General features: G+C 71.0%; 9 protein-coding genes and 3 pseudogenes. 9 read left to right on the top strand and 3 right to left on the bottom strand.

Annotated elements, in window-relative coordinates:
* Positions 1–5 precede the first annotated feature (5 nt).
* The 3 genes and pseudogenes from AAFF41_RS37650 to AAFF41_RS37640 form a co-directional block, all read right to left on the bottom strand.
* Positions 6–230 (bottom strand): annotated as a pseudogene (locus AAFF41_RS37650) (macro domain-containing protein); the annotation flags it as partial.
* Positions 231–242: 12 nt separating this feature from the next.
* A pseudogene (locus AAFF41_RS37645) lies at positions 243–415 on the bottom strand (IS5/IS1182 family transposase); the annotation flags it as partial.
* Positions 416–752: 337 nt separating this feature from the next.
* Positions 753–980, bottom strand: a complete 228-nt coding sequence (locus tag AAFF41_RS37640; protein ID WP_319749638.1) for a hypothetical protein — start codon at positions 978–980, stop codon at positions 753–755.
* A 541-nt stretch (positions 981–1,521) separates the two neighbouring features.
* On the opposite strand from AAFF41_RS37640, the gene AAFF41_RS37635 reads away from it, so the two are divergent.
* The 9 genes and pseudogenes from AAFF41_RS37635 (at position 1,522) to AAFF41_RS37595 (ending at position 16,188) form a co-directional block, all read left to right on the top strand.
* A complete protein-coding gene (locus tag AAFF41_RS37635; protein WP_388410686.1) occupies positions 1,522–3,000 on the top strand; it encodes a sugar transferase in 1,479 nt (492 codons plus the stop codon).
* A gap of 82 nt (positions 3,001–3,082) precedes the next feature.
* Positions 3,083–4,402 carry a nucleotide sugar dehydrogenase gene (locus tag AAFF41_RS37630; protein WP_319749640.1) on the top strand — a complete coding sequence of 440 codons (1,320 nt, stop codon included), beginning with the start codon at positions 3,083–3,085 and terminating at the stop codon, positions 4,400–4,402.
* Positions 4,353–5,659, top strand: a pseudogene (locus AAFF41_RS37625) (glycosyltransferase family 4 protein). The gene AAFF41_RS37630 and the pseudogene AAFF41_RS37625 overlap by 50 nt, the downstream one beginning before the upstream one ends.
* Positions 5,656–7,023 carry a Wzz/FepE/Etk N-terminal domain-containing protein gene (locus AAFF41_RS37620; RefSeq protein ID WP_319749642.1) on the top strand — a complete coding sequence of 456 codons (1,368 nt, stop codon included), beginning with the start codon at positions 5,656–5,658 and terminating at the stop codon, positions 7,021–7,023. The pseudogene AAFF41_RS37625 and the gene AAFF41_RS37620 overlap by 4 nt, the downstream one beginning before the upstream one ends.
* The gene (locus AAFF41_RS37615; RefSeq protein ID WP_319749643.1) at positions 7,020–8,540 is read left to right on the top strand and encodes a Wzz/FepE/Etk N-terminal domain-containing protein; all 1,521 of its coding nucleotides are present in this window, start codon (positions 7,020–7,022) and stop codon (positions 8,538–8,540) included. Before AAFF41_RS37620 ends, AAFF41_RS37615 begins: the two co-directional genes overlap by 4 nt.
* A 2-nt stretch (positions 8,541–8,542) precedes the next feature.
* Positions 8,543–10,471: an asparagine synthase (glutamine-hydrolyzing) gene (asnB, locus tag AAFF41_RS37610; protein ID WP_319749644.1), complete on the top strand. Its 1,929-nt coding sequence runs from the start codon at positions 8,543–8,545 to the stop codon at positions 10,469–10,471.
* Positions 10,472–10,496: 25 nt separating this feature from the next.
* Positions 10,497–12,704: a bi-domain-containing oxidoreductase gene (locus AAFF41_RS37605; protein WP_343325364.1), complete on the top strand. Its 2,208-nt coding sequence runs from the start codon at positions 10,497–10,499 to the stop codon at positions 12,702–12,704.
* Positions 12,701–14,659 (top strand): heparinase II/III family protein, encoded by a 1,959-nt coding sequence (locus AAFF41_RS37600; protein ID WP_319749646.1) that lies wholly within the window; start codon positions 12,701–12,703, stop codon positions 14,657–14,659. The genes AAFF41_RS37605 and AAFF41_RS37600 overlap by 4 nt, the downstream gene beginning before the upstream one ends.
* An 8-nt stretch (positions 14,660–14,667) precedes the next feature.
* Positions 14,668–16,188, top strand: coding sequence for a right-handed parallel beta-helix repeat-containing protein (locus AAFF41_RS37595; RefSeq protein WP_343325363.1), 1,521 nt, complete (start codon positions 14,668–14,670; stop codon positions 16,186–16,188).

Genomic DNA, 16,188 nt, shown 5'->3' with positions numbered 1-16,188 from the left:
GGGATTCAGCGGACCTGCGCGGCGAACGCCTCGTACGCCGGCCCGTCGAAGAGGACGAACGTGACCTCCTCGACGGCCGTCGGCGTGGCCCGTACCGTCTCCACCGCGATCCGGGCGGCGTCGTCCATCGGCCATCCGTAGACACCGGCGGAGACGGCCGGGAAGGCGACCGTGCGGGCGCCGAGTTCGTCGGCCACCTTCACCGACCTCCGGCAGCAGGAGGCGAGGAGTTCGACCGGACGGCGGCGGTCGACGGGGAGGTGGATTTTCGATGCGCTCTTGCCGCGATCGGCCGGATTCGGTCCGGTCAGTAGCCCCCTTTGACCGCCCGGACGCTGACCGCCCGGACGCTGACGGAGTCGATGGCGCACCGTGACCAGTCCGGCTCGCCGCGACTGCCGAGTTCATCGAGGACCCCAGAGTCGCCGAGGCCGACGAGCTGGGCCGGGAAGTCGGTCAGGGGCTCGTTCTCGGCCCGGGGTGGTCCCACCACGCGCTCCGCCGGTTCTCCCCCTGCCTCGTGCTGCTGGTGGACGACGCGGCGGTGCCGGTCGGGCCCGAGCCGGGCGCGGGAGTGGACCGGGCCTGCCGGGACATCCTCGTGATGCGCAACCGCCTGATGCGCCTCGGGGTGATGCCCGGACGACCAAGCGAGTCCAAGAGTTCCGCCGGCAGATCGGCGCCACATACGACCGCAGGACCGGCCCTCGATCTGGCACCGCGGTGATCGAGAAGGGGTGCTGCCGGCCCGCTCAGACCCGGATGGGCAGTCCCCTTCCCGCGCCTGACAACCAATCAGAACGCGCGTCGAGCAACGAGGCGCACGACTTGATCGTGTCGGTGTTCGGCGGCATGTCCAAGTCCGGGTCGATCGCCCCACCCCCCTCGGGCGCCCACAGCGGCACGCCGCAGTGCACGAGCGGCGGGAAGCCGTTGCCGAACCGGGCGCCGTAGAAGGCCCGCCGCAGCTCGCCGATCACTACCGCGCAGGAGCCGCGCCCGGGGGCCGGGCGAGCTGCTGGAGCGCGCGGTGACCTCAAGGCACCCGTAGCACCCGTAGGCGGTCATCCATCGGTGAATCCGTCCTCACAGCTCGAGCACAAATTACATACATCCCTCTCTTCATACTGGCCTCGATGGTCTAGATTGACCATGCTTCAGCTGTTCGGACACGAGGCGACCAATAATGATCTATAGGTCCGGCGCTACGGAAGGACGGCAGTCTCGTCCCCGGCGCCAGACGTGGGGGTGATCAATTCTTGGAGCCCGACCGGGACCTTGGGTGCGGGGAGCACCAGAGGTTTCGACGGGTCCCACGCCTCGAGAGGCCGGCAGGACATACAAGTCCGCTGTCGGCAGGGTGGGTTGTTCACGTAGCTCCCGAATAACCGGGATGTCATGCTCAGGGCAAGACTTCCCGTGCGGAGGAACGGTGCGTCGCGGTGCAGGGGGCGGGGGCCTCCTGCGGGGAGCAACAGTGCTAGGCGAACACGTCGAACCACTGGGAACCTGGGGGGTTCTGTGCGGCAAGGGGGACTAGTCGGCCTGTTTCCGTCGGCGCGCGAGCGTCTGGCGAACGACGCAATCAGACAGCCCACGATCGAATGGGAGCAGCGGTACCGCCGTGCCGTGATCACCAGCGATACCGTGGCGACCGCCTTCGTGGTGGCGGCGATCGGCAACTTCTTCGGGGCCCGGGACGCGGCCAACTGGCACGAGAAGTGGGGGATTCTCGCATTCGGCACCGAGCTGCTGGTGCTGGGGACGCTTGCGCTGAGCCGGTCGTGGGCTCCGGCCGTGCTCGGCCAGGGCGCGGAGGAATTCCGCCGGCTCGGACGCTCACTGTTCACGGCGACCGTCGTACTGGCGCTCGGCGGGATCGCCCTCACCTCGCGCAACATCAAGCTCTGGATCTTCGTCGCGATCCCCGCGATCGCGCTCGTCACCATGCCCGCGCGGTATCTGCTGCGCCTCTGGCTGCACAAACAGCGGAAGGAAGGGCGCTGCCTGAGACCGGTGCTCGCTGCCGGAAGTCCGGCCACCGTGCGCGACCTGATCACCCGAACCCGCAAGTTCCCGCACATCGGCTGGCGAGTGGAGGCGGTGTGCACGACGGACGGCCGCGGGCTCGACGGTGACGAACTGGACGGAGTGCCCGTCGTCGGCCGACTGGCGGACGTCGCCAAGCACGTCCGCCACGACGGCTACCGTGTCGTCGCGGTCACACCGGACCCGCACTGGTCACCGGACCGGCTCCAGCGGCTGGCCTGGAACCTCGAAGGCAGCGACGCCGAGATGGTCGTGGCCCCCGTGCTGATGGAGGTGGCCGGCCCGCGGCTGCACATCGACGCGGTGCTCGGGATCCCGCTGCTGCGGGTCAGCATGCCTACCTTCACCGGGGGCCGCCGGGCGATCAAAGGGGTCGTCGACCGGATGGGCGCGGCGCTCCTGCTGATGCTGTTCGCGCCGCTGATGGTGTTCGTCGGGCTGCTCGTGCTGGTGGACAGTCGGGGTGGGGCGTTCTACCGCCAGCGCAGGGTCGGCAAGGACGGCCGCGAGTTCACCATTCTCAAGTTCCGCACCATGGTCGCCGGGGCTGAAGGGGCACGTGCCGAGCTGGCCGACCGCAACGAGGGCGCCGGCCTGCTGTTCAAGCTCCGCCGGGATCCGCGGGTGACCCGGGTGGGAGCGGTGCTGCGCCGGTACTCGATCGACGAGCTCCCGCAGCTCTTCAACGTGCTCACCGGATCGATGTCGCTCGTCGGTCCGCGGCCTCCGTTGCCGGAGGAGTCCGCTGCGTACGACCCGGACATCCGGCGGCGACTGCTGGTCAAACCCGGACTCACCGGCCTGTGGCAGATCAGCGGACGCAGTGACCTGTCGTGGGAGGAGGCGGTTCGGCTGGACCTGCGGTACGTGGAGGACTGGTCGCTCGCCCTGGACACAGTGATCTTGTGGAAGACGCTGCGTGCGGTGCTCTATGGGCAGGGGGCCTACTGATGCGCGGGGGGCTGCGGCTCAACGGTCCCGCCGGCGCTCGGACCGCAGGCCGGGAAGGCCTGCCTGGGGGGAGGAACGGGTCATGAGAGTCAGCGTTTTCGGGCTCGGGTACGTGGGCTGCGTGTCGGCCGCGTGCCTGGCCAGCATGGGTCACGAGGTCATCGGGGTGGACGTGAACCAGGTGAAGGTCGACCTGGTCAACGAGGGCAAGGCCCCGGTGGTGGAGGAACGTATCGGCGAGCTCATCGCCGAGGTCGTGCGGACCGGATCGTTGCGCGCCACCGGCGACGTCCGCGAGGCGATCATGGACAGCGAGGTGTCGCTGGTCTGCGTGGGCACGCCGTCGGAGCCCAACGGCAGCCTGTGCACCACGTACTTGGAGCGGGTCACCGAGCAGATCGGCGCCGCGCTGGCCGAGCGGGGTGGGCGGCACACCGTCGTGTTCCGCAGCACCATGCTCCCGGGCACCTGTCTGAACCTGCTGGTACCGATCCTGGAGAAGTACGTCGGCGGCACGGCCGGGGTGGACATCGGGGTCGCGGTCAACCCGGAGTTCCTGCGCGAGGGCACGAGCGTGCGGGACTTCTTCGACCCGCCCAAGACCGTCATCGGCGAGCTCGACCCGGCAAGCGGCGACGCGGTGACGGCGCTGTACGACGGCTTGCCCGGCGAGGTGTTCCGGGTGCCGATCCCGACGGCCGAGGCGATCAAATACGCGGACAACGCGTTCCACGGCCTCAAGATCGGCTTCGCGAACGAGCTGGGCGCGGTGTGCCAGGCGCTCGGGGTGGACTCGCACCAGGTGATGGACGTGTTCCTGGCCGACCGCAAGCTGAACATCAGCCCCGCCTACCTGCGGCCCGGCTTCGCCTTCGGCGGCTCCTGCCTGCCCAAGGACCTGCGCAGCCTGGTCCACGCGGCACAGCGGGCCGACGTCTCGGTGCCCATCCTCGCCCATGTGCTGCCCTCCAACTCCGATCATCTGCAGCGCGCGGTGGAGCTGGTCGAGCGCACCGGCAAGCGCCGGGTGGGCCTGTTCGGGCTGTCCTTCAAACCCGGCACCGACGACCTCCGCGAGAGCCCGCTCGTCGAGCTGGCGGAGAGGCTCTTCGGCAAGGGTTACGACCTGCGGATCTACGACGCCAACGTGAGCCTCTCCCGGCTGCTCGGCGCGAACCGCGAGTACATCGAGACCCGGCTGCCGCACCTCGCGCAACTGCTCGCGGATTCCGTCGACGAGGTGCTCGGGCACGCCGAGGTGCTCCTGGTCGGGACCAGGGATCCGGCCGTGCTGTCGTCGCTGCCCCAAGGCGGCGACGGCCCGGTGATTGTCGACCTCATCCACCTTCCCGATGCCGAAGCGCGCCGGGCCGAACCGGGGTACGTGGGCCTTGCTTGGTGATTCGACCAGTGGCGACCGGCCGGACCGGCGCGCGCTGATCCTGGTGGAGAACCTGTCGGTGCCGTTCGACCGGCGGGTGTGGCAGGAGTGCACGACACTGCGCGACGCGGGCTGGGAAGTGCACGTCATCTGTCCGCAGGGGAGCAAGCGGGACACGGAGCCGGAGGCGGAGATCGACGGGGTGCGGATCCACCGCTACCCGTTGCGCGCGGCCACCGGAGGACCGGCCGGCTACCTGCGGGAGTACGGATCGGCGTTGTGGCATACGATCCGGCTGGCCCGGAGGGTCGGCCCGGTCGACGTGGTCCACGCCTGCAACCCGCCCGACCTGCTGTTCCTGCCGGCACGATGGATGAAGCGGCGCGGAGCGCGGTTCGTCTTCGACCAGCACGACCTGGTACCCGAGCTGTACCTCTCCCGGTTCGACCGCGGCGAGGATCTGCTCTACCGCGCCGTGTGCGCGCTGGAACGGCTGACCTACCGGGCCGCGGACGTCGTGCTCGCCACGAACGAGAGCTACCGGGACGTCGCGGTGCGCCGTGGCGGCCGGCGGCCGGAGGACGTCTTCGTGGTACGCAGCGCGCCCGACATCGACCGGTTCCACCCCGTACCGCCCGAGCCGGAGCTCAAGCGCGGCAAGCCTCATCTGCTCTGCTACCTCGGCGTCATGGGCCCGCAGGACGGCGTCGACTACGCCTTGCGGGCCCTCGCGAAGCTGCGCGACGAACTCGGGCGCACCGACTGGCACGCGGTGTTCGTCGGCGCCGGCGACACCTTCGACGCGATGGTGGAGCTGTCCCGGCAGCTCGGGCTCTCGGAGCAGGTGCAGTTCACCGGGCGCATTCCGGACGAGGACCTGGTGCGCTACCTGTCCACCGCGGACGTGTGCCTCTCCCCCGACCCGCACAACCCGCTCAACGACGTGTCGACCATGAACAAGGTCCTGGAGTACATGGTGATGGGCCGGCCGATCGTCTCGTTCGACCTCCGGGAGGCGCGAGTCTCCGCCGGCGACGCCGCCGTCTACGCGCCCGCCAACGACGAGGCCCAGTTCGCCAAGCTCATCGCACTGTTGCTGGACGATCCGGAGAAGCGGGCCCGGATGGGCGAGATCGGCCAGGAGCGGATCAGCGGGTCGCTCTCCTGGCGGAACTCCCAGCGATCGCTGCTCGCCGCCTACGCCGCCGCCTGCCGCGACCACACTCCGGCGTCGGCAGGCGACCCGGACCGTGCACAGGGCGGAGGCCGCACCGTTGAACGATGACACGATACGCCTGGTCACGATCGGGCGGATCATCCGTCGGCGCTGGCGGCTTCTCACCATCCTCGCCGTGGTGGGTGCGCTCGTCGGCTACGGCACCTCTTTGCTGTTCCCGCCGCGCTACACGACGTCGGCATCGGTGCTGCTGCCGGGGGCGTGGGAGGAGCGCGAGCTGCTGACTCAGCAGGAAGTCGCGACCAGTTCGGTGGTGGTCGACCGCGCGGCCGCCACGCTCAACTGGCCCGGGGTCAGCGGCAACGAGCTGCGGGATCAGGTGAGCGCCACGGCCGCCAACGGGAACATCATCAAGATCTCGGGCACGGCCGACACCCCGAAACGCGCACAGCAACTCTCCGACCAGGTGGCCCAGCAGTTCGTCACCTTCGCCGCGCGGGTCGTGGACGACAACACCGACCCCGAAGCGACGGCGCAGCTCGAGGCACTGCGGCAGATGGTGGTGCAGACCAACCGCCGCATCACCGACCTGGCCGACGCGGCCGATCCGGGGCGGACCGTGGAGAGCGTGCAGTCCCGCACCGAGCTCGAGAAGCTGCGCACCACGCTGCAGGAGGCCATCAACAAGCTGGACCAGGCCGACCCGGCCGCCAAAAAGGCCAACATGGTCGTCATGGGGCCGGCGGCCCGGCCGGTCGGCGAGACACCGCCGACGAGGATGCAACTCATCGTCGCCGGAGCACTGCTGTTCTTCCTGCTCGCGGTCATCGGCCATCTCACCGCCGCACGGATGAGCCGCCGACTGCGCACCCAACCGGAGATCATCGCGGCGCTGGGCTCGACGCTGCTGGGCACCGTCGACGTACCTGGTCAACGGTCCACGCACCGGCCGGAAGGCCGTGGCCCGCGGGCCCGGATCCGCCGGCTGCTGGGCGTCGACATCCGGTGGGACCTGCCCACCCCGCAGACGTCGGGCGACGAGGCCGGCAGACAGATCCGCTTCCGGCGGGTGTGCGCCCGCCTCCGGGACCAACTGCCGGCCCCCCGGCGGCTGCTGGTCGTCGTCCCGGACGGCGACGAGATCGCCCGCCGGGCCGCCGGGCAGCTCGTCGCCGAGGCCGAGAGCGATCCGCTGCTACGGGTGGTGGGGGTCTCGGTGTCCCAGCCACTGGTGCCGGACCGGGACAACGAGTCCGGTGCCCTGGTCGTGCTCAGCGCGGGCGTCTGGACCGCAGTTGAGCTCGCCGGCATCGCCGAGGCGTGTGCGGACGCCAAGCACGAGGTCGTCGGCATCGTCCTCGCCGGCACGGTCCGGGTCCGTTCGACGCGGTCCGCCGGCCGTGCTCGGGATGCCGTCACGCCGGTGCTCGCGGTGGGCGACAACGCGAAGGGAAGTTCAGGGTGACGACGAGTACGACTTCGGAGTCGCCGGCCGCCGCTCCGCTGCTGGACCTGCAGGCGCTGGTGGTGGCGGTGCGGAGGCGGCGCCGCCTCTGGTGCTCCATGGCGCTGCTGGGGCTGCTCGTCGGCGCGGCGGTGTCGGTCCTGATGCCACCGCCGCCGACCGCGGTGACCAAGGTGCTGGTCGCCCATCAGGAGGACCAGCCGAACGACCCCGGAACGCTGATCCGCACCGACGTCGGACTGCTGCAGACCACGCGGATCGCCGGCAAAGCCCTGCAGTCCCTCGGGTCCTCGGAGAAACCGGAGGACTTCATGAAGAACTACGGGGCTGTCGGCCTGACCAACAACCTGCTGCAGATCACTGTGACGGCTGACAGCGACGCGGAGGCGGTGGCCCGCGCCAAGGCGCTGGCCGACGCGTTCGTCGCGGACCATGTGCGGCGGATCAAGGACGCCGCCGACTCCGAGGCCAAGGCCCTCCTCGACCAGCGTGACCGGATGCAGGGCGAACTCGCCCAGGTCAACAAGGCGATCGGAGACGGATCGTCGCAGGGCGGGCCGAAGGCTTCGGCGAACCTGGAGTCGCTCTTCGCCAGCCGGGCCGAACTCACCTCGCGGATCACCGATTTCAGTCAGCGCGCGGCGGAGGCGCGCATCGGCACGCCCAAGCTCATCGCCGGCACGCAGGTCGTGGACGCCCCGCGCGCGGTGCGGCACTCCCTGCCCAGGGCCGCTGCCACCAACGCCGCGATAGGACTCGTCCTCGGGCTCGTCCTCGGGCTCGCGGTGGCCGCGGTCGGCACGGTGGTGGCGGACCGCCCCGTGCTGCGCCGGGACATCGCGGCGAACCTCGGCGCCTCGGTCATCACGGAGCTGCCCCGCCGGTCGGCCAGGCTGTGGCGGCGCCGACGGGTCCGGGCGGCACGCGAACGGCTCACCACGTCACTGGCCCGCACCGTGCGCGGCTCCGCGGACCCGGTCTCGCTGCTGGAACTGGGCTGTGCGCGCAGCGCGAGCCTGATCGCCCTGGACGTGGCCAGGGCACTGGCGGCGGACGGGCCGGTGGTCGTCATCGACGCTCTGCCCGGCCCGCAGCTCGCCAAGTACCGCCCGAAACCGGGAGACCCGACCGTGGTCAGCGGCGAGCGTGCCGCGGACGTGTCACCTCAGGAGCGCCGGCTCGGCGTCGGCTCGGTGGCGCCCGGCACGGCGTGGACCGACCTCCAGTACCTCGGCACACAGACCGTGCTCGTCGTGCGGGCCGGGCACGGCAGCGCCGCATGGCTGCACACCGTGGCGCGGCAGCTCGCGGACCAGCGCATTCCGGTGATCGGTGTGGTGCTGATCGACCCCGATCCGCGTGACCGGACCGACGGCACGCTGTGGGACGGGCTGCACACCGCGCTGCGCGGCCAGAGCGAACGGCTGGCCCGACAGAACGGGACGGGCCGGCGGCGGGCCGAGCGGCTGCCGATGTGGGCGGGACGGGTCCCGGACAGCGACCAGGAGGCGCAGTAGACATGTGTGGCGTCGCAGGCACTTACCGATGGCCGGACGGGAAGGTCGTGGCCGACCGGCTCACCGATGTCCTCGCCCACCGCGGTCCGGACGGGGCGGGCCGTTACAGCCACCCCGTCGGTGACGGCGAAGTGCACCTCGGACACCGCCGACTGGCCATCATCGACCTGTCCGAGACCGGCGCCCAGCCGATGGTCTCGGGCGGCCTCGCCCTGACGTACAACGGCGAGCTGTACAACGCGCCCGAGCTGCGTGCCGAACTGGCGGCCACCGGGGTGCGCTTCCGCGGTACCTCCGACACCGAGGTGCTGCTGGAAGCCTGGCGGCGCTGGGGTACGGACTGCCTGCCCCGGCTGCGCGGCATGTTCGCGTTCGGGATCTTCGACGAGCGAACCGGTGAACTGGTGCTCGCCCGCGACCAGCTCGGCATCAAGCCGCTGTTCCTGCTCCGGCGCGGCGAGGGTCTGGTGTTCGCCTCCGAGCTCAAGGCGCTCGCCGCCGTGACCGGTGGGTCGCTGCAGGTGGACCACGCGGCGCTGGTGGCCTCACTGCTGTACTACTGGGTGCCGGACTCGCGGTGCGCGTTCCGCGAGGCGGAGAAGCTGCCGCCGGGGAGCTGGCTCCGGTGCCGGCCCGACGGCCGGGTGGAACGCGGCCGGTACTGGAACCTGAGGGACGTCGCCGCCGAGGGCCGGGAGCGGGCCCGGGACGGCGAGCAGCCGGACATCGCCGCCGTCGTCGAGGAGTCGACCCGGCGCCACCTGCTCTCCGACGTACCCGTGGCGACCTTCCTCTCCGGCGGGCTGGACTCCAGCTACCTGACCGCGCTGGCGGCCCGCGACCGACCCGGGATCTCCGCCTACACGATCGGGTTCCGGGCCGAGGACGCCCGGTTCGAGGCGATGCCGGACGACCTGCGCTACGCCCGGCAGGTGGCCGAGCAGTTCGGCGTCGACCTGCACGAGATCGAGATCGCTCCGAACGTGCTCGACCTGCTGCCGCAGATGACGTACGCCCTGGACGAGCCGATCGGCGACCCGGCCGCGATCAACACGTTCCTGATCTGCTCGGCCGCCCGGGAGGCCGGGGTCAAGGTGATGCTCTCGGGGATGGGTGCCGACGAGCTGTTCGCCGGTTACCGCAAGCACCTGGCCAACCTGATCGCGCTGCGCTACCAGCGCATCCCGCGGCCTCTGCGGCGCGGCCTGTCCAGCGCCGTGGACCGGCTGCCGGTCGCCACGGCCCGCCGGGGGTACCGGTCGGTGCGGTTCGCGAAGCGGTTCCTCTCCTTCGCCGATCTGCCGGAGGAGACCGCGTTCCGGCGCAGCTACACCATGTACGACCAGGACGAGCTGCTCGCCCTGGTCGATCCGGACCTGGCCGGGACGGTCGAGGACGTGCTGACCGAGCATGCGGACATCTACGAGGACAACGACCTCGACGACTTCGTCAACCGCATGTGCCTGGGCGACGCCCGGATGTTCCTGCCTGGCCTGAACCTCGCCTACACGGACCGGTCGAGCATGGCCGCCTCGACCGAGGTGCGGGTGCCGTACGTGGACGTCGAGGTGGTCAAGGCGGCGTTCGCCGTGCCCGGCGATCGCAAGATCGTCGGACGACAGGGCAAGGCCGTTCTCAAGGAAGCGGCCACCTCGGTCCTGCCCCGGGAGATCGTGTACCGGCCGAAGGGCCTGTTCAGCGCCCCGCTGCGCGCCTGGATGAGCCGGGATCTGGCACCGCTGGTGCGCGAGGTGGTCAACGACGGCGTGCTCGTCAGTTCAGGGCTCCTGCGCCGCGACGCCCTGGCGCGCATGGTCGCCGAGGACGCCGCCGGGCAGCGGGACTTCTCCAAGCATCTGTGGCATGTGCTGACCCTCGAGTACTGGTATCGCGGCGCGACCTCTGGCTCCGGCCAGAGCCAAGCGGCTTGACGGCGTTGAAACATGAGGAGCTCGGGTGAAACAGGTTGTTCAGAACTACAAGAGCGGCGAGCTGGCGGTGCTCGACGTGCCGGTGCCGGGGTGCAAGGCGGGCGGTGTGCTGGTCCGCAGCGCCTACTCGCTGATATCCACCGGAACCGAGCTCATGAAGGTGTCCGAGGCCGGCATGTCGATGCTGGGCAAGGCCCGCTCCCGGCCGGACCAGGTGGCCAAGGTCATGCAGAGCGTGGCCACCAACGGGGTGCCCGCCACCTACCGCAAGGTGATGGGCAAGCTGGACTCCTACACGCCGCTGGGCTACTCACTGTGCGGGGTGGTCGAGCAGGTCGGCACCGGGATCGACGACGTGAAGGTCGGCGACCTCGTGGCCTGCGCCGGCAATGAGCACGCGCTGCACGCCGAGCTGAACTGGGTGCCGAAGAACCTCTACACCCCGGTGCCGGACGGCCTCGCGCCGCGCCACGCGGCCTTCGGTACCGTCGGGTCGATCGCGATGCAGGGCGTCCGCCAGGGCGAGCCGCAGCTCGGCGAGGTGGCGCTGGTCATCGGCCTCGGGCTGATCGGGCAGCTGGTGGTACAGCTGCTCGCCGCCGCGGGAGTCCGCGTGGTCGGAGCAGACCCCGACCCGGTGCGCTGCGAGCTCGCCGAGCGCCTGGGCGCCGCGGCCTGCGGCGATCCGGCGTCCGCGGCCGTGGAAGCCGCCGTCGCCGAACTCACCGACGGTCACGGCGTGGACCAGGTGTACCTGGCCGCCGGCGGCGGCAGCAACCAGCCCGTCGAGCTCGCCGCCCGGCTCTGCCGGGACCGCGGCCGGGTCGTCGACATCGGCAAGTGCCGCCTGGACCTGCCGTGGAACGCGTACTACGAGAAGGAGCTCGACGTCCGCTTCTCGCGCTCGTACGGCCCCGGGCGCTACGACCCGGAGTACGAGCTCGAGGGGCGGGACTACCCGATCGGTTACGTGCGCTGGACCGAGCGCCGCAACCTGGCGTGCTTCCTCGACCTCGTGGCCCGCGGCAGCGTCGACGTGGAGCCCCTGGTCTCCCACATCGCCGACTTCGATGACGCCGTCGAGACGTACCAGCGCCTGAAGGACGGCGAGCTCAAGGCCGTGGCCGTGCTGTTCCGGTACCCCGAGCAGAAAGAGGAAGCGGGGGAAGCGCAGGCCCCGGCCGTTGCCGTGCCCGCGGTGAAGCGACCCACCGGCGGAGCGCCCACCCCGGCCCGGTCCGCCAAGGGGCCGGTGCGCCTCGCGTTCCTCGGCGCGGGAAACTACGCGACGTCGATGCTGCTGCCGCACCTGGCACAGCGCGACGGCGTCGAGTTGTCCACGGTCGTCACCACGACGGCGCTGTCCGCGGCCAACGCGCAGCGCAAGTTCGGCTTCGCCGAGGCGACCACCGATCTCGACGCCGTGCTCGGCGACAAGTCCATCGACGCGGTGTTCGTCGTCACCCGGCACAGCTCGCACGCCGAACTGACCCGGAAGGCGCTGCTGGCCGGCAAGACGGTGTTCGTGGAGAAGCCGTTGGCGCTCACCGAGGACGAGCTGGCCGGCGTGCTCGCGGCGGTGGAGGAGTCCGGCAACGACCGGCTGCAGGTGGGCTTCAACCGCCGGTTCGCGCCACTGCTGCGGGAGGCCAGGAAGCGGTTCGGCGCCCGGACCGGTCCGGCGAGCCTCCGCTACCTGGTCAACGCGGGCCGGCTTGGACACGGCAGCTGGTACCTCCAACAGGGCACCGAGGGCTCGCGGTTCGCCGGCGAGGGCGGACACTTCATCGACACGGCGAGCTGGCTGCTCGAGGCCGACCCGGTCTCGGTGTACGCGGTCGCCACGTCCGGCAACGAGGACCTTCAGGTCGTGCTGCGCTACCCGGACGGGTCCACCGCCACCATCAGCTACGTCACCACCGGTGCGGCCGCCTTCCCCAAGGAGACGCTGGACCTCATCGCGGACGGCAAGGTGCTGCGGCTCGACGACTTCGTCCGTGCCTCGGTGTTTGTGGACGGAGGGGTCGGCCGTAAGCGGTGGGCCAGTTCGCGGCTGCCCAAGGCCCGGGACAAGGGCCAGTCCGCCGAGCTGGCCGCGTTCGTCAAGGCCGTGCGGACCGGTGGGCCGATGCCGGTGCCGCTGGAGTCGCTGGTCGCCACCACGTCGGCCACCCTCGCCGTGCAGGCCGGCCTGGTCGGCGGCGCGCCGGTGACGCTGGCGAGGGCGCGATGACCATGAGCGCGGGCTGGTACCTGCGGCGGCTGTCCCGGATGGGACCGCGGGAGGTCGGCGGCCGGGCGGGCGACGCGGTGCGCAGGCGACGGTGGCGGTCGGCGCGGCCCGACTGCCCGAGCGTGACCGGCGCCCGCTTCACCGCGGTGCTGCCCGCCGGGACGATCGCCGCCATACCTCCGGACGCCGCGAAACGTCTCATCGCCGAGGCGGACCGGCTGATGTACGGGCACGTCGAGTATTTCGGGGTGGTCCGCGACGACCTGACCGACCCGGACTGGTGGTACGACCCGAAGACCGGACGCCGGGCTCCCTGGGGCTACGCCTTCGACGTGCCGTACCGGAACGAGGACGCGGTCGGGGACATCAAGCAGATCTGGGAGCTGTCCCGGCATCAGTACCTCACCGTGCTCGCCGCCGCCTACGCGATCACCGGGAACGAGCGGTACGCCGAGCGAGTGGCCGAGCACCTGCGGTCGTGGTGGGCGGCCAACCCACCGCTGCGCGGCGTGCACTGGATCAGCGGCATCGAGCTGGGCATCCGGCTGCTGTCCTGGGTGTGGATCCGCAGGCTGCTCGACGGCTGGCCGGGCGCGGCCGAGCTGTTCGAGGGCAACCCGGTGGCGCTGAACCAGATCTGGCACCACCAGCGCTGGCTGGCCGCCTTCCCCAGCCGGGGGTCCTCGGCGAACAACCACGTCATCGCCGAGGCCGCCGGGCAGTTCGCCGCAGCCTGCGCGTTCGGATGGTTCCCCTCCTCGGAGCGTTGGCGAGCCGACGCGCTGAGGTCGCTGGAGCGGCAGCTGCACGGCAACACCTTCGACTCCGGCCTCAACCGCGAGCTGGCCACCGAGTATCACGGACTCGTGCTGGAGCTCGGCCTGGCCGCGGTGGCCGAGGCGGATGCCGCGGGCAGGCCGGTCCCCGCGTCGATCCGGCTGGTGCTGCTGCGGATGACCGACGCGCTCGCGGCCATCGTGGACGGCCGGCTGCGGCCGCCGCGCCAGGGGGACGCGGACGACGGGCACGGTCTGATCGTGGACGGCGCGGGCAGCGACCGCTGGGCCTCGCTGCTGGCCACCGGGGACGCCGTGTTCGGCCGGCTCGCCTGGTGGCCGCCGGTGACCGGCACCGATGTGCGCACCCCGCTGCTGGCCGCGCTCATCCGGCCGTACGCGAAGAACGGAACGGCGCCGGCCGTGACCCGCCCGGCAAGCCGGCCGGCCCATTTCGCCGACGCGGGCATGACCATCCTGCGCGGTCCGGCGGAGGTCTGGTGCCGCTGCGACGGTGGTCCGCACGGGTTCCTGTCCATCGCCGCGCATGCCCACGCGGACGCGCTGTCCGTGGAGGTCCGGCACGACGGGGTCGACGTGCTCGCCGACCCGGGGACGTTCTGCTACCACGGCCAGCCCGAGTGGCGGCAGTACTTCCGGTCGACCCTCGGCCACAACACCCTGCAACTGGACGGCGGTGACCAGTCCGTCTCCGGCGGCCCGTTCCTGTGGACCCGGCATGCCCGCACCCGCGTCCTGGCCGCGGACACAGCCGGCGAGGGCGTGGCTCGCTGGTGTGCCGAGCACGACGGGTACCAGGGCTCCGTGCACCGCCGTCGGGTGGAGCTGACGGCCGCGAGCCAGGAGCTGAGAGTGGTCGACGAGGTGCGCGGCCCGCGCCGGACCGTGCAGCTGGCGTTCCACCTCGGCCCGGCGATCGCCGCGGACCTGGCGGGCAACCGGGCCGTACTCACCTGGACCCGGGACGGCGAGGACCGCTCCGCGGTGCTCGACCTGCCCGGGCAGCTGAGCTGGCGGGCGCATCGCGGCGAGAGCGACCCGCCGCTGGGCTGGTACTCCGCCGGCTTCGGGCGCAAGGAACCCACCACAACCCTGGTCGGCACCGGCTTCGCCGACGGCGCGGAGGGCTTCACCACCGTACTCAGGTTCCGCGGCTAGGGGGGCGCGTGGGGATCAAGAGGCGGCACTGGGCGTTGGCGGCGGCACCGCTGGCGCTGGCCCTGCTGGCGACGACCGGCTGTGAGAGCACGCCGCACGCCCGGGCAAAGCCGGCCGCTGCGCCATCCACGCCCGTGGCCGGGGTGTGCGCCAAGCCCGCGGCCGGGCCGGCGAAGGCGCCGGCGGGCGCGGTGAGCGTCGACCCCGCGGTGGTCGGTGATCTGGCGGCGAAGACCAAGAACAGCCCCCCGAACACCACGTTCTGGCTTCGGCCGGGCAAGCACAGGCTCGATCCGGACCGCTACGCCCAGGTCATCCCCAAGAAGGGGGACAGCTACCTCGGTGCGCCGGGCGCGGTGCTCGACGGCCGGAAGAAGAACCAGTACGCGTTCGGCGGCACCGCCAGCGACGTCACCATCCGTTACCTGACCGTGCAGGGTTTCGTCGCGCCACGCGACGAGGGCGTGGTCAACCATGACTCGGCCGACGGGTGGGTGATCGAGCACGCGACGATCCAGAACAACTCCGGCGCCGGGCTGATGGCCGGTGCCCGCCAGCGGGTCCGCGCCAGTTGCCTGCGCGACAACGGCCAGTACGGCATGAACGCGTACAAGGCCACCGGCCGTATCAGCGGCCTGGTGGTCGAGGGCAACGAGATCGTGGGCAACAACACCGACGACTGGGAACGACGGCAAGAGGGCTGCGGCTGCACCGGAGGCATCAAGTTCTGGGCCGTCAACGGCGCCGACGTACGCGGCAACTGGGTGCACGACAACCGCGGAGCCGGGTTGTGGGCGGACACCAACAACAACGACTTCCGCATCGAGGACAACGTGCTCGAGGCCAACGACGGTGCCGCGCTGATCTACGAGACCAGCTACAACGCGGTCATCCGGGGGAACACGATCCGGCGGAACAACTGGGTCGAGGGCCGCAGGTACGCCGACCGCGGCGACACCTTCCCGTTCGCGACCATCTACCTGTCCGAGTCCGGCGGCGAACCACGGATCCGAGCCCGCACGGACAAGATCGAGATCTATCGGAACATGCTGGAGAACAACTGGTCCGGGATCACCCTGTGGGAAAACGCCGACCGGTTCTGCAACAGCCCGGCCAACACCTCGTCCGGTGACTGCACGTTGCTGGTGAAGAACACCCACCGCTGCGCACAGCCGGCGATCGCCACCGCGCCGCTCTACGCCGACTGCCGATGGAAGACCCAACGGGTGGACATCCACGGCAACCGCTTCGTGCTGGACAAGTCCGTCGTCGACTGCACGGTGAAGTGCGACCGCATGGCGGTGCTCGCCAACTACGGCACCTATCCGGACTGGTCGCCGTACCAGGGCGAGCGGGTGGCCGAGGCCATCACCGGCAAGCAGCACAACCGCTGGCACGACAACGTCTACGTCGGACCATGGAAATTCGTCGCCCACGACCCGAGCCGAATCCTCGACTTCGGGCAGTGGCAAAGCACGCCGTACCAGCAGGACGCGGGCAGCACCTTCCGCGCACAGGACGGTGGTTGA

The organism is Streptomyces mirabilis (assembly GCF_039503195.1).
GTDB classification, from domain to species: domain Bacteria; phylum Actinomycetota; class Actinomycetes; order Streptomycetales; family Streptomycetaceae; genus Streptomyces; species Streptomyces mirabilis_D.
The sequence above is the reverse complement of the archived record's forward strand: the minus strand, read 5'-3'. Positions and strand labels throughout refer to the sequence as shown.